Source organism: Ancylomarina salipaludis, from assembly GCF_004122035.1.
GTDB classification, from domain to species: domain Bacteria; phylum Bacteroidota; class Bacteroidia; order Bacteroidales; family Marinifilaceae; genus Ancylomarina; species Ancylomarina salipaludis.
Window position 1 is genome coordinate 145,050 of the sequence record NZ_SAXA01000005.1, and the last position, 26,553, is coordinate 171,602.

Sequence of the window (26,553 nt, forward strand, 5' to 3'; positions counted from 1 at the left end):
AATCTCTTAAAATATAAGCTATGTCAGTAATCGCATTTGCAAAAAACTGGGAGGGTAAATTCAAAAAATCAACATACGAACTGGTTTCCTATGCTAAAGATTTGGCCTCTCGTCTAAATACACAAACTCTGGTTCTTTCAATTGGAGAAGTCGACGAATCTGAATTGGAAAAATTGGCTCTTTACGGAGCTGACAGAATTATTTCGGTTAATGATTCCCGTTTAAATGTTCTGAGCAGTCGAATTTATGCTGAAGTTATTTCCCAGTTTGTTCGTAAAGAATTTGCAACACATATTCTTTTGAGTGATAACAATTCGGGGAAAGCCATTTCACCCCGATTATCGGTTAAACTTCAGGCCGGATTGGCGGCGGCAGTACTTGATGTCCCAAAATCATTAGAGCCTTTTGTGGTGAAAAAACAGGTCTTTTCCGGAAAAGCTTTCGCTTATGTCCAAATAGATTCTGAAAAGAAAATTTTGACCCTTTCGAAGAACTCTTTTGGTGTAAAAGAAAATCCGTCTACAGCGGCAATTGAGTATTTTACACCTGAATTAAAGGAGGATTTATTTAAAATAAAGGTGAAATCAGAAGAGAGTTCTGATAATAAAATCATTTTAACGGATGCGGATATAGTTGTTTCTGCGGGGCGTGGCATGAAATCGCCGGATAACTGGAAACCAGTAGAAGATTTTGCTGCGGCGCTGGGTGCAGCAGTTGCTTGTTCTCGACCCGTTTCTGATGATGGTTGGCGAAGTCATGAGGAGCATGTGGGACAGACAGGAAAAGTTATTGCTCCTAATCTGTATTTCGCTGTTGGTATTTCAGGGGCTATTCAGCATGTGGCTGGTGTGAGTCGTTCCAAATGCATTGTCGCAATCAATACCGATCCTGAGGCGCCTATCTTTTCGGTGGCTGATTATGGTGTGGTGGGTGATGCCATGACTGTTCTTCCGAAACTAACTGAAATTGTTCTTAATGGAGAGTAATATGAATTGAGTCAGTTTAAAACTGACTCTTTATTTTCTGCGTAATTATAATAATGACATCATGATAAAGCAAACTTTATTCACAGTTGTTCTTCTTTGTACTTTAGGGGTTTTTACCTGGTCTGTTTTTCGTTTAAGAGCCTTTTTTAAGCTGACGAAACCGGCCTATCCAATTAAAAATATCTCAGCACGGCTGACACGCACTTTTAATGTGGCATTTGGTCAGAGTAAAATCTTTAGAAAACCTGTTATTGGTTTGATGCATGCATTGGTTTTTTGGGGATTCCTTGTGATAACTATTGGTAGTATCGAAATGGTTTTTGATGGATTGACCGGGGCAGAACGATCGTTTGCATCTTTAGGTGGATTCTATGATGTTTTGATGGCATCGGGTGATGTGTTTGCCTTTGTCATTCTTGTTTTTATTGTGTTGTTTATCATCAGAAGGAAGTTCATGAATATAAAGAGATTTAGAGGTGTTGAAATTGGTCCAAAGGCAAATTTGGATGCGCAATTATCGCTCTATTTTATTGGTTTTTTGATGTTATCCCTCTTGGCTTTTAATCTGGGTTACCTGAGTAATCATTCGGATGAAATTTTAGGTGTTTACCCTGTTTCATCTCAGATTATACAATCAACCGGTCTTGATTTTGGAGGCATTCAGGAAACGGGATGGTGGGTCCATATTTTATTGATTTTTATTTTTGCGAACTACTTGCCTTATTCGAAGCATTTTCATGTTTTTTTATCCATACCGAATGTCTTCTTATCCAATCTTGATCCTTTAACCAAATATCCGAACCTCGAGTCGGTTACGAAGGAAGTGCAATTGATGCTTAATCCTGAAGCGAGTTATGATGAAACAGAAGACGTTTCCCGTTTTGGAGTGAAAGATATTGAAGATGTGACCTGGCGTAATTATATGGACTCTTTGGCCTGTACGCAATGTGGTCGTTGTACCGATGTTTGTCCGGCTAATATTACAGGTAAACGCTTATCACCTCGTAAGATATTTGTGGATTTGCGTCACAGAATGAATGAAAAAGGCAGTCTTTTACTCAAAGGTAAAGAGGATGCCAAGAGTCTGATCAGGGATTACATCAGCGAAGAAGAGATTTGGGCCTGTACCACTTGTAATGCATGTGCACAGGAATGCCCGCTTGAAATTAGTCACCCGAATCTGATTATGGATATGCGCAGGTATTTGGTGATGGAGGAAGCTTCAGCACCTTCAGGATTGAATGCCATGTTTGCAAATATCGAAAACAATGGTGCACCCTGGCAATATTCGCCTGAGGATAGGATGAAATGGGCTGATTAAACCAATTTAATAAATGAACAATCTATTTAATACTATATGACAACAGATACTAAAATTGATATTCCTGTAATGGCTGATTTGGCCGCTGAGGGAAAGCAGGTGGATTATTTATATTGGGTTGGTTGTGCAGGAGCTTACGATCTGCGTTATCAGAAGGTCGCCCGCTCGTTTGCTAAAATTTTAAATCACCTAAAGGTAAATTATGCTGTTCTGGGGACTGAGGAAAGCTGCACAGGTGATGCGGCTAAACGCGCGGGAAATGAAATGCTTTTTCAGATGCAAGCCATGCAAAATATCGAAATTTTAAATGCTTATGGCATCAAAAAAATCATTTGTACTTGTCCGCATTGTTATAATACACTAAAGAATGAGTATCCGGATCTGGGAGGGCATTATGAATTAATTAATTACACCGAATTCTTAGATGAGCAAATTAAATTAGGGAATTTAAAACTGGATTCAAATCCTTTCTTAAACGAAAGTATTACCTACCACGATCCGTGTTATCTGGGAAGAGGAAATAAGATATACGATGCGCCCCGTAATATTGTTAAGGCAGTTTATGGTGAGGTTAAAGAAATGAAGCGTTGTAAAAGTTCGGCTTTGTGTTGTGGAGCCGGAGGGGCACAAATGTTTAAGGATGCCGAAAAAGGAGACAAGGAAGTCAATATAGAGCGTATAGAGGATGTTTTGGAGCAAAAAGTTGATAAGTTGGCAACGGCATGTCCCTTTTGCATGACCATGCTGACTGATGGCATTAAATTTAAGAATAAAGAGGACGAAGTTGAGAATCTGGATTTAGCTGAGATCGTTGCTCAGGCTTTAGGTCTCTAGTAATTGTCAGGGACTCATATTAATAATAGAGGCAGTATAATTTTTTGAAACGAGCAAGTAAATGGGATTAAGTGATTTTCTAAATTATAATTTGATTGGAGCCAAGAATTTCAATCTCACAGTATATGGCGTTCTGATTGTTATTGCAGTTGTGCTAGCCACTATAATTGCCTTAAGAATTTTGAAGCGGGTATTTAAACGGTTTATTGCTAAGCGAGAGAGTGATCAAGGTATATACTGGTCGGTCTTTTTGTTTGTAAAATATCTCACTTGGGTAATTGTAGTTATAGTTCTACTTGATACCGTTGGTGTTCAAATTTCCGTTCTTCTTGCCAGTATTGCGGCACTTTTGGTTGGAGTTGGTTTGGGGATTCAACAACTGTTTAATGATATTGCTTCAGGTTTAGTCTTGATTATCGAGCGAAATCTTCAGATTAATGATGTGATTCAATTGGATGACGAAACGGTAGGAAGGGTCATTAAAATTGGTTTGAGAACGTCTAAAATCAAAACTCGGGATGACATTGTGATGATTGTACCCAATTCTAAATTTGTTAACGATAAAATTATCAATTGGACTCATATCGATTTTAAGACCCGTTTTTTTGTTGAAGTTGGTGTGGCTTATGGTTCAGATGTTAAGTTGGTGAGTGAATTATTAAAAAATTGTGCACTGGAAAATAAAAAGATCGCGAATAAGCCAGAGCCCTTTGTTCGTTTCAATAATTTTGGGGAATCATCTCTTGATTTTCAGTTGTATTTCTGGGTGAAGGAAAGTTTTTTGGTTGAAAATATAAAAAGTGAATTGAGATTCGCTATTGATGAGGCTTTCAGGAATAATGAAGTCACAATTCCATTTCCTCAAAGGGATGTACACTTCTTAAAGCAATGATCTTATTCTGGTAATGAGAGTGATAGCGCAACTCGAAATGAGATAGAATTATTGATTGAAATTTTTGGCTGTTTAGGATTCAAAGTATGGTTTTGAAAATAAGCTGTTCTTTGAGTTTGATATTTTTAATTAAGAAAAACAGACCTGTTAGTATTTTGTTTAAATTTGATTTATATTCAAGGGTTAATTCCTGGATATAATGGCCTGATGAATATAATGAACGTCGCGTATGTTCAGATGTCTCACAAAAAATGAAAAACATTGTACCGCTTAAAATCAAAAATAAATACACTATCGGAAGAATTTCTTAATAATAAGAAATCCTATCAAGCTCTTATTGCAGACTACCGTCATAAATTAAAGTCAGTTATCAAGGGCGTTGATTCGAAGTTGAGGGAAAAGCATTTGTCCAGAGGCAAGTTACTTGCTCGTGATCGAATTGAGCTTCTTTTAGACAAAAACACCCCATTTTTAGAGCTGTCACCTCTAGCTGCCTACGATCAATATAACAATCAGTTTCCTTCGGCAGGGATTATAACAGGAATTGGTGTGGTCCAGGGACGGGAATGTGTCATTATTGCCAATGATGCGACGGTTAAGGGGGGAACCTATAACGAAGCCACAATAAAAAAACACATCCGTGCGCAGGAAATTGCCATGGAAAATCATTTGGCTTGTATTTATATGGTTGATTCCGGAGGCGCTTTTTTGCCGGAACAGGCAAATGTCTTTCCCGATAAGCTCGATTTTGGACGCTTCTTTTTTAATCAGGCGCAAATGTCCGCCAAAGGAATTCCCCAGATTGCGATGGTAATGGGCTCGTGTACAGCAGGGGGTGCATATGTACCTGCCATGAGTGATGAAACCATTATTGTTAGAGGTCAGGGAACCATTTTTATCGGAGGACCACCATTGGTGAAGGCTGCTACGGGGGAAGAAGTAACGGCTGAAGAATTAGGTGGTGCAGAGGTGCATACATCGAAATCCGGTGTGGCCGATTACCTTGCCGAAGATGACAGGCATGCCATTCAGATTTGCCGAAATATTTTCGAATCGATCCCAATTCCGAAGAAACAAAGCATTGATCGATCTGAAGTTGTAGAACCCGCTTACGATCCTGAAGAATTATATGGACTGGCTCCTTTGGATTTGAAAAAGCCGATTGATGCCCGTGAGCTTATTATGCGAATTGTGGATGGGAGTTCTTTTAACGAATTTAAAGAGAATTATGCCCCGACCATTGTTACCGGCTTTGCGAAAATCATGGGTTATCCGGTGGGGATTATTGCCAATAATGGAATTATATTCTCAGAAACATCCCTTAAAGCGGCACATTTTATTGAGTTGTGTTGCCAACGTAAAATTCCTTTGGTATTTCTTCAAAACATTACAGGTTTTATGGTTGGGAAAGAATATGAACATCAGGGTATCGCACGAGATGGAGCCAAAATGGTTCATGCTGTTGCCAACGCTCAGGTTCCCAAATTCACGATTATAGTTGGAGGCTCGTTTGGGGCAGGTAATTATGCGATGGCAGGTCGGGCTTATGAGCCTCGTCTGCTGATGATGTGGCCCAATGCCCGAATATCTGTAATGGGGGGCGAACAGGCTGCCGGGGTTTTGGTTCAGGTTAAGGAACAACAATTAAAGTCGAGAGGTCAGAAGTTTGATGAAGCTGAAAAGAATAAACTTCGGGAGACCATTTTAAATAAGTTTGAGGAAGAGGGGTCGCCTTATTACAGCACGTCACGAATGTGGGATGATGGAATTATTGATCCCACTGAAACCAGACAGGTTCTGGCATTGGGAATTGCTGCTTCTCTCAACAAGAAATATGGTGAGCCAAAATTTGGCGTTTTCCGTATGTAAATCTCAGATGTGAAAATATAAAAACGAACATCATGTATAAAACAATAGAATTTAAGATAGAAAATCAGATTGGTTACATTTATTTGAACCGACCTGAAATTCATAATGCCTTTAATGAAGAAATGATTTCTGAATTGATTGATTGCTTTGCGAAGGTTGAAAAAATGGATTACAAAGATATTCGTCTGCTAATTCTCGAAGGAAGAGGCCCTTCATTTTGTGCAGGAGCTGACCTGAAGTGGATGAAATCAGTTGTGAATTACACTCACGAGGAGAATTTTCAAGAGAGTTTTAAGTTGTCTCAATGTTTCAATACCATCTACTCATGTAAGTTTCCAACCATTGCTTTGGTCCATGGTGCAGCTATTGGAGGTGCCAATGGTTTGTTGGCAGCCTGTGATTTTGTTCTAGCCGATAAGAATGCTGTTTTCTCACTGAGCGAAGTGAAAATTGGTATCGTTCCGGCTTGTATATCACCCTATGTGATGAAACGTGTGGGCGAATACAAATCGAAAGAACTGATGCTGACAGGAATCCGTTTTTCAGGAAAGGAAGCAATGAGATATGGTTTGGTGAATTGGGCTTTGGGAGAAAAAAAGAGAAAAGCAAAACTCGACGAATTGATTACCAATCTGGGTTCGAGTGGGCCTATTGCTGTTTCGCAATGCAAAAAGTTGCTCTACGATATGAGTAATCGCCTGAGTCATGAAGAGGCAATGACCTATACGGCTAAGATGATAGCTGATTTAAGAAAATCAGATGAAGGCCAGGAGGGGATGAATTCCTTCCTTGAAAAAAGAAAACCAAACTGGGTGAAATAATTGATCCACATGTATTATAAACGACTACTAATAGCAAACAGAGGTGAAATTGCGGTTCGAATCATTCGAACGGCGAAAAAATTGGGAATCACGACTCTGGTTATTTATTCGGATAAGGATAAAGAAGCTGATCATGTTCAATTTGCTGATGAGGCTTATCCTCTCAAGGGGGATGATCTTTTATCAACCTATTTGGATAAGCAACAGATTATTAAGATTGCTTTAGAAAATAAGGCGGATGCCATTCATCCCGGTTATGGGTTTCTTGCAGAGAATCCTGCTTTTGCCAAGGCTTGCGTTGCTGCGAATATCGACTTTGTCGGACCTGATGCTAGGGCTATTGAACTGATGGGAAATAAGGTGAATGCACGCGAATTTGCTGTATTACAGAATTTACCCGTTTTAGAAGGGATTATTGGCGATAAGGAAAGCTTATTGAAGAATTCAAAAAACTTACCGTTTCCTGTATTAGTGAAAGCTGCTGCTGGTGGCGGAGGCAAAGGAATGCGAATTGTTCGATCCGAATCAGATCTGGAATCTGCAATTACGGCTACCTCACGTGAGGCTGAGAAATACTTTGGAGATGGGGAGGTTTTATTGGAGCGGTATATTGAGAATCCCAGACACATTGAGGTTCAGGTTTTAGCCGATAAGTATGGCAATACCATTCACTTATTTGAGAGAGAGTGTTCCATACAAAGACGTTTTCAGAAGATTATTGAGGAGGCGCCATCACCCAGTGTAGATTCCGATCTTAGAGAGCGAATGGGACAGGCTGCTGTTCGTTTGGCCAAAGCTTTAGGTTATTCCAACGCGGGTACTATTGAATTTTTGGTGGACGAGAATAAAAACTTCTATTTTCTTGAAATGAATACCCGAATTCAAGTTGAACACCCCGTGACAGAGATGATAACAGGTGTCGATTTGGTTGAGCAACAACTGGCAATAGCTTCCGGTAAGAGGCTTCAATTGAAGCAAGAAGATATCGTTTTGAATGGGCATGCGATTGAAGCTAGAATTTATGCCGAAGATCCTGATGAGGACTTTATTCCGGCTCCGGGGGATATTGAATTTTATAAAGAACCAGATCTTAGCAATACAAAATTACGCGTTGATTCCTCACTTTCAAAAGCTGGAACAATTCATCCCGATTTTGACCCCATGATATCAAAATTGATTGTCTGGGATGAAACAAGAAACTTAGCCATTAGGGGCTTGAAAGAAGCATTGTCAGATTATCACATTCATGGTATTAAAAACAATATTCATTTTCTCAAGAGTTTAATTGAGACTGAGGAATATATTCAGAATCAAATTTCAACGCATTTCTGTAAGCAAAACGAGCAGGAACTTAAGCGGAGAATGAATGAAGATCAAAAATCGATTGATCCGGCTTTGTTCTACGCTGCTTTTTCTCACTACGATTTAAGGCTTCAAAAGCCTCAGAATATCTGGGAAGAAATAGGCTATTGGCGAAATGCCCGTAAGACTTTCAAAATTAGTCAGGAAGACAGGTTGATTGATGTCACATTCAAGAATGATCTGACTTACAATATTGATGGCGTGTTATATACGTTTGAAAAGCTGGATTTGAATGGGAATTGTGTAAATCTGATTCATAATGGAAAAATTTTCACGTTTTACATTTCAAAAGACGAATGCAACGGTGCGCATATCTCATGTAAAGGCGTTTTAATAACCCTGAGACGTTGGTCTGATTCCGGTAATGAACTGTTTAATGAAAATTTTGCAAAGGAAGGGAATTCAGGTGACCGTATTCTGGCTCCTTTACCGGGTAAAGTTGTTAAAATTAATGTAAAGGCGGGAGATAAAATTCAGAAGTCTGAGGTGCTGCTTATTTTGGAATCGATGAAAATGGAGAACAGCATATTAGCCCCTTTTAATGGGATGGTTTCAGAAATCGTGATTAAGGAGGGAGAACAAGTTAAAAGTCAAATGGAATTAATTAAGTTGATTGAGGTGTAGGATAAATTATGAACAAATGCGATTGAGGTAAGATATCTTGATTGTTAATAAAATAATAGAGTCATGAAAAACAAAATTCGTATTGCAAATGCCGGTGGCTTTTGGGGAGATGATCTGGGCGTTTTAAGGCGTCAGTTGGAAGGAGGAGAAGTGGACTACATTTCTTCAGACTTTTTAGCTGAAGTTACTATGAGTATTCTTCGAAAACAGCAGTTGAAAAATGAAGACCTGGGCTATGTGGGCGATTTTGTTGATCAGATTGTTGATGTGGCTGAATTGATGAAAGAAAAAAAAGTGAGAATGCTCACCAATGCAGGAGGGATTAACCCTTTGGCTTGTGCCCGCAAAATTCTTTCTGAATTAAATCGTAAAGGAGTCGATTTGAAAATTGCTGTCGTTATTGGTGATAATATTATTGATCGGATTGATGAGTTTTATCCCGAAAAGGCCAGTTTTACCGATATGGAAACGGGCGATGATTTTGCACATATCAAAGAAAATATTCAGTCAGCTAATGTCTATTTGGGTGTTCCACCTTTGTTAAAAGCTCTTGAAAGTGGTGCTGATTTGATTCTTGCTGGCAGAGTCACGGATACATCAATAACGATGGCTCCTATGATTTATGAGCTTGGTTGGGAACTGGACGATTGGGATAGATTGGCGGCTGGTTTGGTCGCGGGTCATATTATTGAATGTGGCGCTCAGGCCAGTGGAGGTAATTTTACCGATTGGCAAAAAGTGAGTCGATGGGATAACATGGGCTATCCTATTGTAGAGATGAACAGTGATGGCAGTTTTGAAGTTTACAAACATCCTGATACGGGCGGTTTGATTAGTCGGGACACCATTCGTGAACAATTGGTTTATGAAATGGGCGATCCCAAGCATTATATCAGTCCGGATGTGGTTGCCGATTTTAGTCAACTGGAACTAAAAGAACTGGCTCCGAATCGGGTTTTGGTTAAAAATGCGAAAGGTCATCCTTCAACTCACTTTTTGAAAGTGTCTATGGCTTACGAGGACGGTTATAAGGCAGTCAGTTCTATTGTAATTTCGGGAGGCCGGGTTTTAAATAAGGCTCGTGAATTTGAAAAGATATTCTGGCAACGTCTGAACACAGATTATAAGAAAACCAATACCGAATATATCGGTTATAATGCCTGTCATCAAAATTTGGTTGAAGATATCGATCCTAATGAGATCCTACTCCGTTTTTCCGTTTACGATGATGATCTTGATAAGATTAAACGATTTTCAACCAGTATTGCACCCCTGATATTAAGCGGCCCTCCGGGGGTTGCAGTAACGGGTGGCCGAGCCAGAAATCAGCAAGTTATTACTTATTGGCCAACCCTGATCCCCAAAACATTGATACAGGCCACAGTGCATATTTTAGATACGCAGGGGGAGATTAAAGAGACTTACGATATTGATTCGGTATTGGGTAATGAGGCAGATTTTATTCCTCAAGACACAACGGTTGATCCTTCTCAGGGTGATCATTATTCAGATATGGAAATGGTTAATGTGCCTTTAAGACAGGTCTGTATGGCCCGTTCCGGCGATAAGGGAGATACCTTTAATATTGGTGTTTTGGCCCGGTCAGAAGAGATTTATCATTATTTGAAATTGAAATTAACGCCCGAGATTATCAAAAGGATGTTTGCAGGTATTTGTAAGGGGAGAGTTAAACGCTATGAGCTGGATAACCTACTGGCATTGAATTTTTTACTCGAAGAATCTTTGGATGGAGGTGGAACAAAATCCTTGATGATAGACGCTCAGGGCAAAACAATGGCCTCAGCATTCTTGAATCAATCTTTTCCTATTCCCAGAACTTATTTGAAAGATATTTAGATTTTTTTTCAAAATAATAATTTAAAATACGAATTGATTGGAGTTAAATAGTCAAATTATTGTTAACTTATAATCAAATGAAAATAGAAGAGTATGGATCCTTTTTTGAAAGAAGAACATCATATTATTAGACAGGCGGTTCGGGATTTCGCAGAAAGAGAAATAAAACCTTTGGCAGCCGAACTGGATGAAAAAGAAGAGTTTTCTCCTGAATTAACAGAGAAAATGGGAGAGATGGGGCTCTTTGGAATGTTTTTGCCGGAAAAATATGGTGGACATGGAAGCGATTACCTATCTTACATTATTGCTGTTGAAGAAGTGGCTCGTGTAGATGGTTCCCATGCGGCAACTCTTGCTGCTCATAATTCATTGGGGATTGGTCCCATTTATAATTTTGGAACGGAAGAGCAAAAATTAAAATACTTACCCGGACTTTGTTCGGGGAAAGAACTCTGGGCTTTTGGTTTAACCGAAGCTGAGGCAGGATCAGACTCAAGAGGAACAAAGACCTTTGTTAAGGATTTGGGGAGATTTTGGGAGATTAATGGGTCCAAAATTTTTATCACAAACGGATCAAATCCACAAACGATGGGAGTTACGGTTCAGGCTGTTTCTGCTATTAATGGGGATGAAAAAGAATTCACTTGTTTGTTGGTAGAGAAGGATACCCCGGGCTGGAAGAGCCAAGCGATGCATGGTAAACTGATGTGGCGTGCCTCCGATACTTCCCAGATGTTTTTTGATGGCTGTTTCGTTCCTAAGAAGAACATTCTTGGTGAACGAGGTATGGGCTCTAAAATCATGTTGCAAACTCTGGATTCAGGACGTCTGTCCATTGCAGCTATGGGTTTGGGATTAGCTCAGGGGGCATTTGAAATGACTTTGGAATATGCAAAAGAACGAAAGCAATTTGGTAAACCGATATCAAAATTTCAAATCAATAGTTTCAAGTTGGCAGATATGGCAACTAAAATTGAGCTTGCCAGAAATTTGCTTTATAAGGCTTGCTGGTTGAAGGATAACAATTATCCTTTCGAGAAGGAAGCTGCCATGTCAAAATTATATTGCTCTGAAATTGCCAAGCAAGTAGCGGATGAAGGGGTTCAAATTCACGGTGGATATGGTTTGATGAAAGAATACCCTATCGAACGTTTTTATCGGGATCAACGCCTTTTGCAAATTGGAGAGGGAACTTCAGAAATTCAACGCTTAGTTATATCACGATATATTGGATGTTAAAATCCAAATGTGAATAAATAGTAAATCTTAAGCAAGTTACGAACACTAAATATGTATCATATGAGAGATCTGGTTTTAGCACTTAATCCACGAATGTATTTTACGAGAGTGGCTGTTTATCAGGGAAATTCAACTTTATTCCTTAAGAAAATTAATCATCACGATTTAGAAAAAGAAACGTATCCTTCATTTGAAAATCAGGTTGATTTTCGCACATCTGTGATTCTTGATGAATTGAAAGAGAATGATATTGAAATAAAAAATATTAAAGTCGTTATTGGACGTGGAGGTTTGATAAAGCCGGTAGAATCGGGTGTTTATCGTGTAAATCCTAAGATGATAAAGGATCTTAGCTCGGCGGAATTTGGTGATGATGTTGTGAATTTGGGTGGTTTGTTAGCTAATGGAATTGCCAAGGCTATCGATGGTGCACATGCCTTTATTGCTGATCCGGTTGTGGTTGATGAACTTCAGGATATTGCTCGTTTTACAGGTCGGCCTGAATTTAAACGCCGTTCAATTTTTCATGCACTCAACCATAAAATTTCAGCTCGAAAATATGCGAAAATTAAGTATTCAGAGTATGAAAAGATGAATTTAATTGTTGTTCATTTGGGGGGTGGAATCAGTATTGGAGCGCATAAAAAAGGCCGTGTGATTGATGCCAATCAGGCTTATGATGGTGATGGTCCTTTTTCTCCGATTCGTTCAGGTTCCTTACCTATGGGCGATGTGATTCGGATGTGTTATTCCGGTAAATTTACCATGGATGAGATGCTGAAAAAACAGACCGGCGATGGAGGGCTGTATTCGTACTTTAATACGCATAGCGCTTTTGATGTTTGTCAATTGCGTGATGCGGGCGATGAGAAAGCCGCTGAGGTATTATCTGCTATGGCATATCAGGTTTCCAAGTATATTTCATCCTTATATGTTTGTTTTGATGGTGAAAAGATTGATGGCATTGTGATAACAGGAGGGCTCGCTAAGGATGATGCGTTTGTAAGAGAAATTCGTAATCGGGTTGAGATTATTGCACCAGTTTACGTTATGCCTGGTGCTGAAGTGCTTGGTGCTTTATCCTATTACGGGCAGATGATTCTTCGTGGGGAGACAGAAATTAAAGATTATGATTAGATATTTTTTCTGATTGCAGGAATCAAAAAAAAATAAGGACAACTAAACGCTTGTCCTTATTTTTTTTATAATTCAGATTCTAAATGATCTCAATATCTTCTTTTTTTAACCAGCCCTGATTTCCATCACTAAGCTTGATGTTTCGCCAGTCGCCAAGTTCATCAATAACCTTTACTTTGGTTCCTTCATGCAAGAGGAAGAGCTGTGTGCCGCTTTCATCAGGAGATCCTTTAACCGTGACACTTGGGCTAAAAATAATTGCGTATTCTCGTGAAGTCAGTTGTTTATTCATCTTTGACGCGAAATTGTAAAAGACCAAACTCGAAAGAAGACATAAAATAGATAGGAAAAAACCAAGCTTTTTCATTCGACTGATCTTGCTATACAAGTAGATACTTAATAGTGCCAGAAATAAGAAAAAGAAACCGATTGACAGATATGACCAGGCATTGGCAGATAAACTGTTCCATAAGCCGGAAACCCATGAACTCACAAAGAATTCAGGAAGAACTTCCAACTTGTCAGTTACATTCTTTTGTGCCAATTCTAAATTGTATTTGATATCTTCATCCTCGGGCGATAGAAGCAGTGCCCTTTCATAGTTTAGAATAGCAGGAGCTATTTTGCCTGTTTTGTAATAGGCATTAGCCAGATTGAAATAGATTTCCGGAGCCTCAATACGAGTTTCCAATACAGATTCGTATGATTTTATGGCATTCTCGTATTCGCCTTTTTGATAAAGCTCATTGGCCTCTTGGATAGGATTTGCCTGAATTTGGGCAAAAACCTGAACAGATAAAGCTAAGGCTATAAGGGTATAAATGAATCTTTGCATAATTACTTGATGTTTTTTTCAAGTTTGGTAATTGTTTCCATTGTTTTCTGATACAGGCTGTCCATCTCTGACGAGCCACTTGTAGGTGCATAACGAGCAAACTCACAGGTATCCAAAATCGTCATGAAGTCATCACTGATTTCCTGGTCTACGCCTTTTTCAGCAAGTATTCCTCTGATATTGTCTTTGCTCAAATCGGATAGTGGTAAGTTAAATTTATCAGAAATATAATCCCAAAGGGCTTTTAGAATTTCATCGTAGAATGCTTCTTTTTCATTTGCATGAAGCCTTTGTGATGCAGCTTTTAAACGTTTCATGGCAACACGATTGGCGCGCTTGTTTTTCATTTTAGCGACATCAGCATTCTCTTTAATTCGTTTACGATTAAAAACAAAAGCAAGAATAAACACGAAAAGGGGTAAGATGTAAGCCAAATAGAAATTGAGGGTGCCAAAAAATATTTCTCCCTTATAGATTGGTTCAAAATTATTGGTTTTAATAAAACGAATATCCTTACCAATGAACTTAACATCTTCCTTAGTGAATGAACTAATGGTTGGGCTTGACACGCCACCTTCACCCTTAGCAACTTGAATTTTAAATTCAGGAGTTAGCTTGGTGATATATCTTTTTGCTTTAGGATCGAAATACGTAAACTCGTTTGCAGGAATAGTAAAATCACCGGCATGACGCGGAATAATCAGATATTCAAAGGTTGTTGAGCCTGTCATTCCTTTGGCTGAGCTTTCTAAGTCCTGATTTGTTTTGGGATCGTAAACTTCAAAATCAGCAGGGAATTCAAATTTTAAAGGATTGATCAATTTCATATTTCCATTACCCGATATTTTCACCTTCATGGTAATGGCATCGTCAACTTTAACAGAATCCTGATTGATGCTGGTGCTTATCTTAAACTGACCAACGGCGCCATCAAAACTTGCGGGTGCATTGTTAGGAACCGGCTTTACCTTTATAGTGACAGGCTTCGATTTCCTTGGCACACGTACATTCTTGTAGTTGTTGAAAAAGTCATCGAAGAAACCTCTCGAACGGGCTTGTGCACTTAACTGTACAATACAATTCATTTCCCAGGGTTCTATCACAATTTCACCCTCGTGCTGCGGGAATAAAAGGTATTCACTGCGGATGAAGGTATACATGATTTCACCGTTGACATTTTCACCGGTAAGCGTACTGGGTGAATCTCGTTCTATTTCCTGAGTTAGGAAGCCCTGAAAAGTTGGTAGTTTAACAGGTTCAATATTGACAAGGTTTTTGTTTTTTGAGTAGATCTTCAGAGTCGCTTTTACGGGTTCTCCCATAAAAACAGATTTTCTGTCAACGTTAACCTTGATGTATAAATTATCTTCAGTGATGCGTTGCGCCTGAGCGGATGTACTACTATGCGTGCCTTGTTGTTTATTTTTTGTGCTCTCACGAACCACCTCAATGGTGTGGCTATTTGATTTTATGACTTTACCATCAACTGTAATTTCTGCAGGATCAAAAGTGAATTTACCTTCGGTTTCAGCGAGTAATACATAAGTATATGTATAGGATGAACTTGAAGTCATTTTGCCATTGATATACTGCGTACTCATACTTGTTGAAGTAGAGGGACCCATTAAAATCTGAAAGCCGTTTATGGCGGGAAGTTTCAGATTCGTTCCTTTCTCGTTCAGGCTGTATGATAGGCGAAATTGTTCCCCTAAAGCAACAACATTTGGAGCTGTAGCAGTAAATTTAGTTTTATCAGCAAAGGCTGAAGTACTAATAAATAGACATGTAAGTAATAAGAAAAATAGTCTCTTCATCAATCTTGTTTTATTTTTCTAAAGGTTCAAATTTTATGCAAAATCAAAATTACTGAATTATTTTGCAAAATAGGACTTAAGCACTTAATAAGTCTGTTCCGAAAAGCGATCGGAAGTTAAAGTTTGACTTATTATTGATGATTTAAGAATGGCTTTAAAATCGCAAATCTTAAATACAAATTCATCAATGTGGTTTACCAATCCTTTTTTATTTTCTGTTTCTTCTTTTGTTGTGCTTTAGCTTTTGCTTTTTGCACTTTCTGTTGTACTTTTTTCTCGTCGTTTTCTAGTGCTTGCAACAAGCGCTGAGCATCTTCTTTGGATATTTTTCCTTCTTTGGGCTCTTGTTTTTTGTTTTTGTCGCCCTCGTCAGGTTTTTGGTTCTCTTTATTTTTTTGATCTTTCTTTTTATCCTGATCTTTTTTCTGATCGTCTTGATTTTTCTTTTGATCGTCTTTGTTCTGTTGATCTTTCTTATCCTGGTCTTCCTTTTTGTCTTTGTTATCCTTATTGTCCTGGTTTTGCTGATCTTTGTTTTGCTTTTTTTGTTGCTCTTGTTTTTGCTTCATCTTGCGAGCGTATTCCAAGTTGTATTTGGTTTCTTTTGAATCCGGATTATGTCGAAGCGATTCCTTATAAGCCTCAATACTTTCGTCTATTTTCTTATTCAGGAGCAAGGTATTTCCAATATTATAATGCAATAAACCCAAACGTTTAGGATCTGTTTCTTTCGAAGCCAGAGTTTGAAACCGTTCCAGAGCTTCGTCGTATTTCTTTTGTTTGTAAAGCGCATCTCCCAGATTAAATGCAGCTTCGAATGATGCATTTTTCTTGTCAAGTGCTTTTCGATATTCGACTTCTGAATTTTCAAAATTTTTATCTTCAAAAAGACCATTCCCTTTTCTGATGAATTTTCTTTCCTTCTGAGCATTTGCTTTGAAACAAGCAAGGCTGAGTAAGGCTAATATGAGTAGGCTAATTCTTGTTTTCATGTCAATATTTTTTTATCAATCCTGATTTTAATACCTATTTACTGAATAAATGAATATCCTTTAAATGTCGATTTTTTCTATCAAGGATGAGGTATTCAATCAGAATAAGAAAAAGGACTATCGCGATGAAATATTGAAATTTCTCGTCGTAAGCCGAATAGATTCGTTGTTCCAATTCGGTTTTGTCCATTTTGTTAATTTCTTTGAATAGTGCATTTAATCCCGTGGTTGTATTATTGGCCTTAATCATGTTTCCACCGCCTGCTTCTGCAATTTCGGCAAGCATTTTCTCATCTAACTTTGATATCACCACATTTCCATTCTCGTCCTGTCTGAATTGGCCGGATTTACCTTTAACAGGAATAGGAGCGCCTTTGGGTAATCCCATGGCAATGGTATGAACCACAATGCCTTGTTCCAGCGCTGCTTTAGCTGCAGCTACAGCATCATCTTCATGGTTTTCACCATCCGTAATAACGATGATTGCTTTGCTTGCTTCGCTTTCAGGTGTAAAACTTTTGCTGGCTAAGTTGATTGCTGCTCCAATCGCTGTCCCCTGAACAGGAACAATGTCTGTATTGATACCTGAAAGGAAAAGTTTAGCCGAAGAATAATCGGTTGTAATTGGCAGTTGCGTATAGGCTTCACCTGCAAATACGATCAATCCAATTTTATCATTATTCAGATTATCCACCATTTTCGAGATGGCGCGTTTGGCGCTCTCCAATCGATTGGGTTGAATATCCTGAGCCAACATGGAGTTTGAAACATCCAAAGCGATTACAATCTCAACACCTTTACGTTTAATTTTTCTCAGTTTTGATCCAAATTGAGGACCTGCAATGGCAATAATCAGAAAGGCAAAAGCCAAAAGCAGGATTGAGAATTTATAAATCGGACGGTTGAATGATGCAAAAGGCATCAGTTGTGAAATGATAGACATTTCCCCATATTCTTGAAGAGCCTTCTTTTTCATTCTGTAGCTGATGTAGTAAAGCACCACAAGAGCAGGAAGAATAAAAAGGAGGTAGAGATATTCGGGATGTTCAAAACGAAACTGGTTCATTTTCAAATATTATTTAGATGAGTACCGATTTTTAGCTTGTGATGATTTGCATCTCAATACTCAATGGTTATTTATTTTAATCTTAAATCAATAATCCTCAATTTTAAATTTATTAAGGGATGTTTCTAAGAATACTGTTGCGAAAAGCAATTTCGAGTAGAAGGAAAAGGGCTGCCCATAATGCGTAGCCTTTATAGGCTTCTTTTTTGGTGCTGAACTGTGTCACTTCTATCTTTCTTTTTTCCATCTGATCGATTTCCTCGTAAATGGCTTTAAGTTTATTGTTATCAGTTGCTCTAAAGTATTTTCCACCTGTAAGATCAGCAATGTTTGTTAGAGTTGCCTCATCGATTTCGACGGGCATATTCTGCATTTGTATGCCAAAAGGGGTTTGAAAAGGATAGGGGGCTGTACCTTGAGTTCCAATACCAACGGTATAAACACGAATACCATACGTTTTTGCAAGTTCTGCTGCTGTAACAGGAGCAATTTCACCTCGGTTATTAACCCCATCAGTCAATAGAATAATGACTCTTGATTTCGCGTCAGAATCCTTCAAACGATTCACGGCATTGGCCAAACCTAAACCGATAGCCGTACCATCTTCAATCATACCTGATTTGATGTCGGAGAACAGGTTGATTAAAACAGCATGATCCGTTGTTAGCGGGCACTGTGTGAAACTCTCTCCACTAAAAATAACCAAACCAATCTTATCTTGCTGACGACCTGTAATAAATTGTGTAGCTACATCCTTTGCTGCCTCCAAACGATTGGGTTCAAAATCCTGTGCCAACATACTGCTTGAGATATCCAATGACATGACAATGTCGATTCCTTCTGAACTTACATTTTTCCAGTCGTTACTCGATTGTGGACGAGCCAGAGCAATTATCAGAAAAGTAATGGACAGTACTCTTAAAACGATGAGAGCGTGTCGGAAATAATACTTGTAGGTTTTAGGTGCCCCTTTCAGGCTCTTTAAAGAAGAGACCTGTATACTGGCATGAGCCTTTTTATCGCGCCAAATGTACCAGCCCACAAGGGGAACAATTAGCAGTAATAAATAAAGGTATTCAGGATTTGCAAAATCTAGATTATTCATATTTTAAGTCCAAGTGTAAAAGTTTAAAAAAACGATAAAGAATAAAAGCTTAGAGTGATATAAATTACATTCAGTAGGCATTTACAGATAAACCACAACAATTACGTGGTTTTATCTATTGCTTCACCCTTTGTCAATTCAATTGGTTCAGCTTCTTTGTCCTTTTCAGTTTCTTCTTTTACAGTTTCTTTTATCAATGTCTTTTCCACAATGCGATACGCATATTTTAGGCTGAGTTGATTTTCATCGGGCAAGGGTTGAAATTTGGCAAATTTTGCCAGGTCAGCTCTTTCCAAAATGACTCTCAAATCTGCAATTAAGTCTTTAGGCATAATCGCTTCGGTAACTGCCTCCATGGTTTCTTCAGTTGTCGATTCTAAAGTTGCCAGGTTAAAACGCTCATCCAGATAGGTACGAACAGCATCCGTTAGGTCAGAATGGTATTGCTTAACATGACCTTTTTGCCAGAGCTTCTGATTATCGATTTCTTCCAGTTTTCTAAGTGCAATAACATGTGCTGGTTCAGCAGGAACCTCTGCTTTAAACAGGGGTTGATTCCGTTTGTATCTGCGATAGAAGTAATAAGCAGCAAAGAGTATGGCAATTAGTAAAAGGCCACCACCAGTCCAGGGCGCAATCTCAGCAAATGATACAGGTGTCTGAATGGGCATGGCAATATCGAAATTGGCTTTGGTCGTATCAATTTCAAAACTTCGAACCCCCAGTTGAAGCGTGTCGGTACGAATAATATTGTTGATGTTTTCACCATTGAGTTTAAATTCGAAAGGAGGAATTTTATGAACGCCACCATCGAAAGATGTAATCAGGTATTTTTTGCTAATTTTCAGACTACCATCTTTTTTCTTCGTGGTATCCAAAGGCCATTGACGAATAATCTCAATATTCTTGGTGATACTATCTGTAAAAACAGGAAAGCCAATATGTATACCTTTGGGTTGATCTACGGAGAGTTTTAAGTGAATCTGATCGCCAATGGCAATTACATTGGTATCCAGAGCAACACTGTAGGTAAAACTGTCGTTATGATCTTGGGCCATTACAGGATAGATTAGCAAGGCAAAAACCCCAAGCAGTAAGCTTTTTCTGAATTGTTTCTTTATTGTTTGTAATCCTATCATTTTAGTTCTTGTAAAGTCTCATCTTATTTAAGATTTCCAATTAGAAATCTATTCAAAAATCCTCAATTGGTCTAAGTTCTTCGTTTGAATAGGGCAATTAGCGATCGGACATAATCCTGATCGGTTCTGATATTTGCCACATCCACACCTGAGCGTTTAAACGTTTCTTCGATTTTAGTTTGATTCTCTCTCCACCATTGAGCGTGAGCATTCCTCACCTTTGAACTTGATGTATCAACCCATTGGTATTGTCGGGTTTCGGCATCAAGCATTCTCACAAGACCGATTGATGGCAATTCCTCTTCACGTTTATCGTAAATTTTAAGGGCAACCACATCGTGTTTGTTATTGGCTATACTCAGGCTCTTTTCAAAATCCTGATCGTCTATAAAATCGGATATCACGAAAGTGGTACAGCGCTTTTTAATAGCCTTAGTAAGGTAGCGAAGGGCGTTGTTAATATCCGTGTTTCGATGTTCGGGTTTGAAATCGATCAATTCCCGGATAATTCGCAGGATATGTGATTTCCCTTTCTTAGGTGGAATAAATTTTTCTATGATATCTGAAAAGAAGAGAACACCAATTTTATCGTTGTTTTGTATGGCAGAGAAAGCCAGAACTGCAGCAATTTCAGTAATTTGATTTTTCTTGAGTTTCGACATGGTTCCAAATTCACGCGAACCACTCACATCAATCATCAACATGACAGTCATTTCACGCTCTTCTTCGAAAAGCTTAACAAAAGGTGTATTGTATCGTGCCGTTACATTCCAGTCGATGCTGCGAATGTCGTCGCCGTATTGGTATTCGCGAACCTCGCTAAAGGTCATACCACGTCCTTTAAATGCAGAATGGTATTCGCCTGCAAATATATTTCGAGATAAACCTCTGGTCTTGATCTCGATTTTTCGAACTTTTTTTAATAATTCACTAGTTTCCATTTCACAATTATGAAAAAAGGTTAAAGTGTTAAGTTTTAAAGGCTAAAGGGAGAGTTGAATATCTTTTCCCTTTATCCTTTTTCCTTGATTTTACTTTATCCTTGAATTATGGGACTTCTACAGTATTCAAAATTTCTGAAATAATGTGCTCGCTGGTGATGTTGTTGGCTTCAGCCTCGTAAGTTAAACCAATACGATGACGAAGCACATCGTGACAAACCGCACGAATATCTTCAGGAATAACGTAACCACGACGCTTGATAAAGGCATATGCCTTAGCAGCCGATGCCAATGAAATACTTGCACGAGGCGATCCACCAAAGGCAATCATCTCTTTGAATTTTTCTAAGCCATAGTCGGCAGGGAAACGAGTGGCAAAAATAATATCAACAATATATTTCTCGATTTTTTCGTCCATATATACATCTTTGACTACGCTTCGTGCCTTAATGATGTCTTCAGGTTTAAGAATTTGAGTGGCAACAGGAAATGCTTTTAACAGATTCTGACGCATGATAATTTGCTCTTCATCTTTTTTAGGGTAGTTGATCACCACCTTAAGCATAAAACGGTCAACCTGAGCTTCAGGTAGCGGATAGGTTCCTTCTTGCTCAATTGGGTTTTGTGTTGCCATTACAAGGAAAGGCTCTTGTAATTTATAGGTATGATCACCAATAGTTACCTGACGTTCTTGCATAGCTTCAAGCAGGGCAGCCTGAACTTTAGCGGGAGCACGGTTAATCTCATCGGCAAGAATGAAGTTGGCAAAGATAGGTCCTTTTTTTACAACAAATTCTTCTTTTTTCTGAGAGTAGATCATAGTTCCCACAAGGTCGGCAGGTAAAAGATCGGGTGTAAATTGTATACGGCTAAAGTCTGCGTCAATTGTCGTAGCAAGGGTGTTGATAGCAAGGGTCTTTGCTAATCCGGGAACCCCTTCAAGAAGGATGTGCCCATTGGAAAGTAAGCCAATCAGTAGGCTTTCAACCAAATGCTTTTGTCCAACAATAACCTTATTCATTTCCATAGAAATCATATCCACGAAGGAACTTTCCTGCTGGATACGCTCGTTTAGCTCTTTGATATCAACTGTCTGCATCATAAAAAATATATTTTGCTTTTGTTATTAAACATTTAATCTGACTGGTAAGGAGAGAACTTGATTTTTGAAGATCGCTAAATCCTGAAGAAAACTTGATAGAACAGTCTCATTTCAGAAATCAAATGACTCCCATTCAAAAAAAGTAAGATTTGGAACGACTTTTTAGGGCAACAAAAAAGTGAATTATTTTTTGTGCCCTACAAAGATAATTTTTTGGACTATTTATAAAAGTTGTTTGCCGTTAATTTTTGTTAAGCTTTGATTGTTGATGTTGGAGGAGTAGATGGTATTTCATGAAGATCATGAAAGATTTAAGATGTTGGGAATTGTATTTTCGGGTGTAGTGATTATTATTTTAAAGCTTTATTTTCTTTTTTGAGCGTGATATAGTCTTTATAGTAGTTTACAATTTGTTCCAAAATATCGTATTGACTGGTTGTTTGAGTTATCTTTAGTTTGGGACCGCAATAGGCCATAAAATCGTCTAATTCTTTACCGCTTAAGCCCGTGTTGGCGGCTACGATTTTGCTGGTGTAATATTGATTTAGTATTTTAACTTGCCATTTATTCCGAATCATTTTAGCCACCTTTCGTTTTCTTTTTTCACTCTTGCTGAATTTTGAGAAAAGGAAGGAGGCGGGAGTGCCAATGGCATTCCAAACACTAAAGTCTTCTATAATTGGGCGATACTGTGGTGGAACGATATTTGGTTTCTTAGTCTGAAATGGAGCCAGTTCTTTTGTTATTTGAGAGTTGAGTACATATTCATCTTTGATTTCCAATTTCCGGAAATCGTTTTTAAACTCATCCCAGGTTCCTAGTGCAAATACATTTACTTCTTTTAGTAGATATACCATTTTTTCTAAGGGTATTTGAAAAAAAGAGGGGAGAGTGGTATCAAAAATGAAAGGTATAGGCCACTCCTGAGTTTTAAAACCAAGGGCAGATATAATAAGGGTGTCAGATTGGTTGATTTGTAAATGGAAAATTCCCAGGCTATCACAAATCTGTCCACTTCGTTTTCCTTTTACAATCAGATGTGCTTGTGGAATAGGATTTAAGCTTGATTTATTGACAACCTGGCCCGATATACGGATGATGGAATCATTTGCTATTGTAGCTGCACTTGATGGATTGCAGAAAAGGAAAAGAATTAAAACAAGCAGTAGAATTCGAATCATAGGTAAAGTTAGAGATTAGCTTTCGTTTTTTAATTCCTATAAAGTTAAAATCTAGTTTGTAGTAAACAATAAGAGAGAGTTTCTTTTAACAGTATTTAAGCTTATTTAAGATGGGTGGGCTCATGTGAAGGGCGATGTGGAAACATCATCCTGCTTTGGGGAATACAGGCTTGTGTTCTAATTTGAATATTCTTTCAATTTTGTTCTTCAAGATTGTAATGATGAATACTTCTGATGAAGATTGACTTAATTTGAGAGTCATTTGAATCACTTTTTACATCACTTCAATTCCAGACTTTTCAATCTTCTTCAAAAAAAAACTTGGGTTTTGCCCAAGCTTTTTTTGTATTTATTTTATGAGGTAATGTCAAGACATGAAATCAAAAACAAACCTTCTTATTTTGCTGGAGCTGTACCTTCAGCGTTTGAAATAATAGCATCAATTTGTACCAAAGCACCTATAGGCATATCTGATACACCAATTACTGTTCTTGCAGGAAGATCGCCTTTGAAGAATGTTGGGTAAATTTCATTAACAGCATCAAGATCAGCCATATTTTTTAGCTGGATATTCATTTTAACCACATCATCCATATTGTGATTGATGCTCTCTACAATTGCTTTAATGTTATTTAAACATTGTGCAGCCTGCTCTTTTGCACCACCAGCTACTAGTTTACCCGTTTTTACATCGATAGGTAATTGAGCTGATACATTGTTGTAGTGAGAAAAAGCAACAGTTTGAGTCGATAGAGAGCTCTTTGGAGCATTATCTGTGTTGTTTGCCTTAATAACGATTCCATGTCTGTCTTCAACAGCTTGTGGAGGTGTACCGTCACCGTGTGATACAGTTGCATCAATTTGTACCAAAGCATGCATAGGTAAGCCTTCAGCTACGATCACTGAGCGTGCAGGAACGTAACCTACGGCTCTGGCGATAGACGAGTCTGGGAAAAATGTTGTGTAAGCTTCGTTTACAGCTTCAATATCTGAAAGGTTTTGAACGTGGATATTTACTTTCACAATATCGTCGAAAGGCACGTCGATAGCTTCCATAATTCCCTTGATATTCTTAAGACACTGTGCTGCCTGCTCTTTTGCACCACCAGCTACGATATTACCTGTTTTAGGATCGACAGGCAATTGAGCTGAAATATGATTGTAGTGAGAAAAAGCAACAGTTTGTGTTGATACAGCACTTTTAGGCGCATTCTCTGTGTTTCGCACCAATTTTACTAAATCGCAAGGGGCTTGTGGATGTGTACCTTCACCATTAGAAATTACCGCATCCATTTGTACTAAAGCACCATCCATTGGTAAAGCAGCAACAGCAAGTACTGTGCGTGTAGGCAGGTAGCTCTGGAAGAAAGTTGTATACACTTGGTTCACGACTTTAATATCCATGATGTTTTTAAGGTAGATATTAATGCGAACAACATCAGTCATTGTATGATCGATGCTTTCTACAATAGCTTTGATGTTTTCAAGGCACTGCTCAGCCTGCTCTTTTACACCACCAGCAACCATTTTACCCAATTTTGGGTCAACTGGCAACTGAGCTGAAATGTTATTGTAATGAGAAAACGCTACAGATTGTGTAGACATAGCACATTGAGGTGCACTCTCTGTGTTTCTTGAATTTTTAATAATTACGCCATTCATATGAATCTATTTTTTTGTGTTTGTTATTGTTGCGTTTAAGCGAGCGCCAAACATAGTGAAAATATCAAGAATGTTGTCATAAAAATAACTAATTTAAATTTGTTTTTTTTGACATCAAATAGCTTAGTTAATTGCCGTAATTTTATTGTCCGTTTTAATCGGTATTCAAATAGGTTTTGCTGTCTGTATTTGTAATATTACATCTCTTTATTGTTGTGTTTGTTTTTATTTTTCGTATTAGATCTGTGTGGTTTAAAGGTGGTTTGGCGTGCTTCGTAAAATAATTCATTAATGTTTTCCAGGCTTAAATTTACCTCAAATCAATTTGTGATTTTTATCTGTTTACTTCAAGTTTACTGTTAATTAGTAAACAATTTTAAAGGTCTTTATGTTTTACAGTAAATCTGTTTTTAAATCTCCGAACATGGTGATAACGAAGACTTATTTTCTTTGCTCAGAAAAACTAATTAATTGACAAATTAAACAGTAATAAGTAAAATAGATGCATCAAGATTATAGCATATTTATGACCATTGGAACCCTATTGGGCATGAATAAAAAAAGCCTTATTCAGAACGAATAGGGCCTTAGTTGATATTTAGAGACGTTTAGTTTTCTATTGCTTCGTACAATTCTTCCATGAATTTGTATATACTCTTGTAAGAAGCTTGTTATGAAATACATGTGTAAGAGAGTATGTAATTCTTCTATGTCATTTTAAGTTCTGAGCAAAAGTCTAGTGAGTTTAGTAGTGAGAGAGGAGTGAGTTTTAAGTAAAATCTGCCCGAGATTTATTATGAATCTCGGGCAGATCTGTTCTGTATCTCGCCTAGATTTGTTTGGAATCTGGGCGAGATATCTTTCTTTATCACCTAAGGAAATAATAAACTTGTGCTTAGTCGGCCTTTTTTAAGTAGGCTGGAGTTTAAAGGCAGGCTTCTTAGTTCGAGAATATACTTACCAGGAGCAATATTCGAAGGCACTTGAAAGGTCTGTTTATTTTTAGTATTGTGGGCATAAATACTAATGCGGTATTCCTTGCCATCTTCAGCCAGTAGGAATATGCCTTGTTCTAAATCATCAGGATTTAGTTTTAGGTTGTTGCCCCTAAGTTCGCCAATGGCATTAGGACTTAAGCTTTCTCCTTTCTCGCTAAGGTTGGTAAACTTGATTACATCAATGTGATAATTTAGGGGATCTCGTTTATAAAGTCGGGTTTCTTCTGCGGCTTGTTTAAGCAAAACCCCAGAAGAGGTTTTGAAATGTAAACTGTGTCGACTTTTATCGAAAGAATCTTCATAATCAGTAAAAAGGCCTTTTATGCTGGGTGTAATGTTTATAATGGGCGTGTTGATACGATAGCCTTTTTTTAGTAAATCAGCTAATACCGTTTCCAAACGTTTAAAGATGCTTTCTACTTCGTAGATCGTAATTCCAGTACCTTCTTTGGCCACTTCCTCAATAAGTTCGGCTTTGTTAATAACACCTATAGCTGCCGTACGTCCAATAAAGTTCTCCTGGCTTTTACTCAAATGATTTTTGTACAAGAAATATTCCATAAGGCTGATTTTTATGTGATACCATTAAAGGTATAATAAAAAATGATAAATAGAGAAGCATTTCAAAGGTGTGGTACATTTCAATATTAGGAAATGATTAGTGCTACGAAAATGAACTTGCGCAGGTATTAAGAGATAGAAGTAATAGCGTAGCTGCATATAAGCCAGAATGGATTAGATGTCTATAGCACCAAGGTATATCAAATGTCCGACTC

21 protein-coding genes are annotated in these 26,553 nt (G+C 38.1%); 10 read left to right on the forward strand and 11 right to left on the reverse strand.

Features of this window, described 5'->3' with window-relative positions; all coding sequences use genetic code 11:
• Positions 1-20: 20 nt before the first annotated feature.
• From EO244_RS07285 to buk, 10 genes are all read left to right on the forward strand, one after another.
• On the forward strand, positions 21-986 hold the full coding sequence (locus tag EO244_RS07285) for an electron transfer flavoprotein subunit alpha/FixB family protein (RefSeq protein ID WP_129253997.1): 966 nt from the start codon (positions 21-23) through the stop codon (positions 984-986).
• Positions 987-1,047: 61 nt separating this feature from the next.
• The gene (locus tag EO244_RS07290) at positions 1,048-2,307 is read left to right on the forward strand and encodes a (Fe-S)-binding protein (protein WP_129253998.1); all 1,260 of its coding nucleotides are present in this window, start codon (positions 1,048-1,050) and stop codon (positions 2,305-2,307) included.
• Positions 2,308-2,343: 36 nt separating this feature from the next.
• A complete protein-coding gene (locus tag EO244_RS07295; protein ID WP_129253999.1) occupies positions 2,344-3,141 on the forward strand; it encodes a (Fe-S)-binding protein in 798 nt (265 codons plus the stop codon).
• A 61-nt stretch (positions 3,142-3,202) separates the two neighbouring features.
• Positions 3,203-4,033, forward strand: coding sequence for a mechanosensitive ion channel family protein (locus EO244_RS07300; RefSeq protein WP_129254000.1), 831 nt, complete (start codon positions 3,203-3,205; stop codon positions 4,031-4,033).
• 261 nt (positions 4,034-4,294) lie between these two features.
• Positions 4,295-5,902: a carboxyl transferase domain-containing protein gene (locus tag EO244_RS07305; RefSeq protein ID WP_129254001.1), complete on the forward strand. Its 1,608-nt coding sequence runs from the start codon at positions 4,295-4,297 to the stop codon at positions 5,900-5,902.
• 32 nt (positions 5,903-5,934) lie between these two features.
• Complete coding sequence (locus EO244_RS07310) at positions 5,935-6,723, forward strand: enoyl-CoA hydratase-related protein (RefSeq protein ID WP_129254002.1); 789 nt, start codon at positions 5,935-5,937, stop codon at positions 6,721-6,723.
• A 9-nt stretch (positions 6,724-6,732) separates the two neighbouring features.
• Positions 6,733-8,709, forward strand: coding sequence for an acetyl/propionyl/methylcrotonyl-CoA carboxylase subunit alpha (locus EO244_RS07315; protein WP_129254003.1), 1,977 nt, complete (start codon positions 6,733-6,735; stop codon positions 8,707-8,709).
• A 63-nt stretch (positions 8,710-8,772) separates the two neighbouring features.
• Entirely contained in the window at positions 8,773-10,566 is a 1,794-nt protein-coding gene (locus EO244_RS07320; protein WP_129254004.1) for an acyclic terpene utilization AtuA family protein, read from the forward strand.
• Between the two features lie 93 nt (positions 10,567-10,659).
• Positions 10,660-11,805 carry an acyl-CoA dehydrogenase family protein gene (locus EO244_RS07325; protein WP_129254005.1) on the forward strand — a complete coding sequence of 382 codons (1,146 nt, stop codon included), beginning with the start codon at positions 10,660-10,662 and terminating at the stop codon, positions 11,803-11,805.
• Positions 11,806-11,865: 60 nt separating this feature from the next.
• Positions 11,866-12,942 (forward strand): butyrate kinase, encoded by a 1,077-nt coding sequence (gene buk, locus EO244_RS07330; RefSeq protein WP_164977439.1) that lies wholly within the window; start codon positions 11,866-11,868, stop codon positions 12,940-12,942.
• 79 nt (positions 12,943-13,021) lie between these two features.
• Here buk and EO244_RS07335 read toward each other — a convergent pair whose 3' ends face one another.
• From EO244_RS07335 to EO244_RS07385, 11 genes are all read right to left on the reverse strand, one after another.
• Complete coding sequence (locus EO244_RS07335; protein WP_129254007.1) at positions 13,022-13,777, reverse strand: tetratricopeptide repeat protein; 756 nt, start codon at positions 13,775-13,777, stop codon at positions 13,022-13,024.
• A gap of 2 nt (positions 13,778-13,779) precedes the next feature.
• A complete protein-coding gene (locus EO244_RS07340; RefSeq protein ID WP_129254008.1) occupies positions 13,780-15,591 on the reverse strand; it encodes a BatD family protein in 1,812 nt (603 codons plus the stop codon).
• Positions 15,592-15,785: 194 nt separating this feature from the next.
• Positions 15,786-16,583 (reverse strand): tetratricopeptide repeat protein, encoded by a 798-nt coding sequence (locus tag EO244_RS07345; protein ID WP_129254009.1) that lies wholly within the window; start codon positions 16,581-16,583, stop codon positions 15,786-15,788.
• A 34-nt stretch (positions 16,584-16,617) separates the two neighbouring features.
• Positions 16,618-17,649 (reverse strand): vWA domain-containing protein, encoded by a 1,032-nt coding sequence (locus EO244_RS07350; RefSeq protein ID WP_129254010.1) that lies wholly within the window; start codon positions 17,647-17,649, stop codon positions 16,618-16,620.
• 112 nt (positions 17,650-17,761) lie between these two features.
• Positions 17,762-18,754 carry a vWA domain-containing protein gene (locus EO244_RS07355; protein WP_129254011.1) on the reverse strand — a complete coding sequence of 331 codons (993 nt, stop codon included), beginning with the start codon at positions 18,752-18,754 and terminating at the stop codon, positions 17,762-17,764.
• A 101-nt stretch (positions 18,755-18,855) separates the two neighbouring features.
• On the reverse strand, positions 18,856-19,893 hold the full coding sequence (locus EO244_RS07360; RefSeq protein ID WP_129254012.1) for a BatD family protein: 1,038 nt from the start codon (positions 19,891-19,893) through the stop codon (positions 18,856-18,858).
• A gap of 71 nt (positions 19,894-19,964) precedes the next feature.
• Positions 19,965-20,834 (reverse strand): DUF58 domain-containing protein, encoded by an 870-nt coding sequence (locus EO244_RS07365; RefSeq protein ID WP_129254013.1) that lies wholly within the window; start codon positions 20,832-20,834, stop codon positions 19,965-19,967.
• A 106-nt stretch (positions 20,835-20,940) separates the two neighbouring features.
• A complete protein-coding gene (locus EO244_RS07370) occupies positions 20,941-21,936 on the reverse strand; it encodes an AAA family ATPase (protein WP_129254014.1) in 996 nt (331 codons plus the stop codon).
• Between the two features lie 350 nt (positions 21,937-22,286).
• Positions 22,287-23,117, reverse strand: coding sequence for a carboxypeptidase-like regulatory domain-containing protein (locus tag EO244_RS07375; RefSeq protein WP_129254015.1), 831 nt, complete (start codon positions 23,115-23,117; stop codon positions 22,287-22,289).
• 396 nt (positions 23,118-23,513) lie between these two features.
• Positions 23,514-24,779 (reverse strand): RidA family protein, encoded by a 1,266-nt coding sequence (locus EO244_RS07380; RefSeq protein ID WP_129254016.1) that lies wholly within the window; start codon positions 24,777-24,779, stop codon positions 23,514-23,516.
• 872 nt (positions 24,780-25,651) lie between these two features.
• Positions 25,652-26,338 (reverse strand): DNA-binding domain-containing protein, encoded by a 687-nt coding sequence (locus EO244_RS07385; protein WP_129254017.1) that lies wholly within the window; start codon positions 26,336-26,338, stop codon positions 25,652-25,654.
• Positions 26,339-26,553 lie beyond the last annotated feature (215 nt).

Excerpts from the sequence above, each read along its gene's own strand:
- EO244_RS07310 (WP_129254002.1), top strand. The coding sequence starts at position 5,935 with ATGTATAAAACAATAGAATTTAAGATAGAAAATCAGATTGGTTACATT.
- EO244_RS07285 (WP_129253997.1), top strand. The coding sequence starts at position 21 with ATGTCAGTAATCGCATTTGCAAAAAACTGGGAGGGTAAATTCAAAAAA.
- buk (WP_164977439.1), top strand. The coding sequence starts at position 11,866 with ATGAGAGATCTGGTTTTAGCACTTAATCCACGAATGTATTTTACGAGA.
- EO244_RS07365 (WP_129254013.1), bottom strand. The coding sequence starts at position 20,834 with ATGGAAACTAGTGAATTATTAAAAAAAGTTCGAAAAATCGAGATCAAG.
- EO244_RS07345 (WP_129254009.1), bottom strand. The coding sequence starts at position 16,583 with ATGAAAACAAGAATTAGCCTACTCATATTAGCCTTACTCAGCCTTGCT.
- EO244_RS07290 (WP_129253998.1), top strand. The coding sequence starts at position 1,048 with ATGATAAAGCAAACTTTATTCACAGTTGTTCTTCTTTGTACTTTAGGG.
- EO244_RS07360 (WP_129254012.1), bottom strand. The coding sequence starts at position 19,893 with ATGATAGGATTACAAACAATAAAGAAACAATTCAGAAAAAGCTTACTG.
- EO244_RS07355 (WP_129254011.1), bottom strand. The coding sequence starts at position 18,754 with ATGAATAATCTAGATTTTGCAAATCCTGAATACCTTTATTTATTACTG.
- EO244_RS07295 (WP_129253999.1), top strand. The coding sequence starts at position 2,344 with ATGACAACAGATACTAAAATTGATATTCCTGTAATGGCTGATTTGGCC.
- EO244_RS07320 (WP_129254004.1), top strand. The coding sequence starts at position 8,773 with ATGAAAAACAAAATTCGTATTGCAAATGCCGGTGGCTTTTGGGGAGAT.
- EO244_RS07315 (WP_129254003.1), top strand. The coding sequence starts at position 6,733 with ATGTATTATAAACGACTACTAATAGCAAACAGAGGTGAAATTGCGGTT.
- EO244_RS07350 (WP_129254010.1), bottom strand. The coding sequence starts at position 17,649 with ATGAACCAGTTTCGTTTTGAACATCCCGAATATCTCTACCTCCTTTTT.
- EO244_RS07385 (WP_129254017.1), bottom strand. The coding sequence starts at position 26,338 with ATGGAATATTTCTTGTACAAAAATCATTTGAGTAAAAGCCAGGAGAAC.
- EO244_RS07375 (WP_129254015.1), bottom strand. The coding sequence starts at position 23,117 with ATGATTCGAATTCTACTGCTTGTTTTAATTCTTTTCCTTTTCTGCAAT.
- EO244_RS07325 (WP_129254005.1), top strand. The coding sequence starts at position 10,660 with ATGGATCCTTTTTTGAAAGAAGAACATCATATTATTAGACAGGCGGTT.
- EO244_RS07370 (WP_129254014.1), bottom strand. The coding sequence starts at position 21,936 with ATGATGCAGACAGTTGATATCAAAGAGCTAAACGAGCGTATCCAGCAG.
- EO244_RS07335 (WP_129254007.1), bottom strand. The coding sequence starts at position 13,777 with ATGCAAAGATTCATTTATACCCTTATAGCCTTAGCTTTATCTGTTCAG.
- EO244_RS07380 (WP_129254016.1), bottom strand. The coding sequence starts at position 24,779 with ATGAATGGCGTAATTATTAAAAATTCAAGAAACACAGAGAGTGCACCT.
- EO244_RS07340 (WP_129254008.1), bottom strand. The coding sequence starts at position 15,591 with ATGAAGAGACTATTTTTCTTATTACTTACATGTCTATTTATTAGTACT.
- EO244_RS07300 (WP_129254000.1), top strand. The coding sequence starts at position 3,203 with ATGGGATTAAGTGATTTTCTAAATTATAATTTGATTGGAGCCAAGAAT.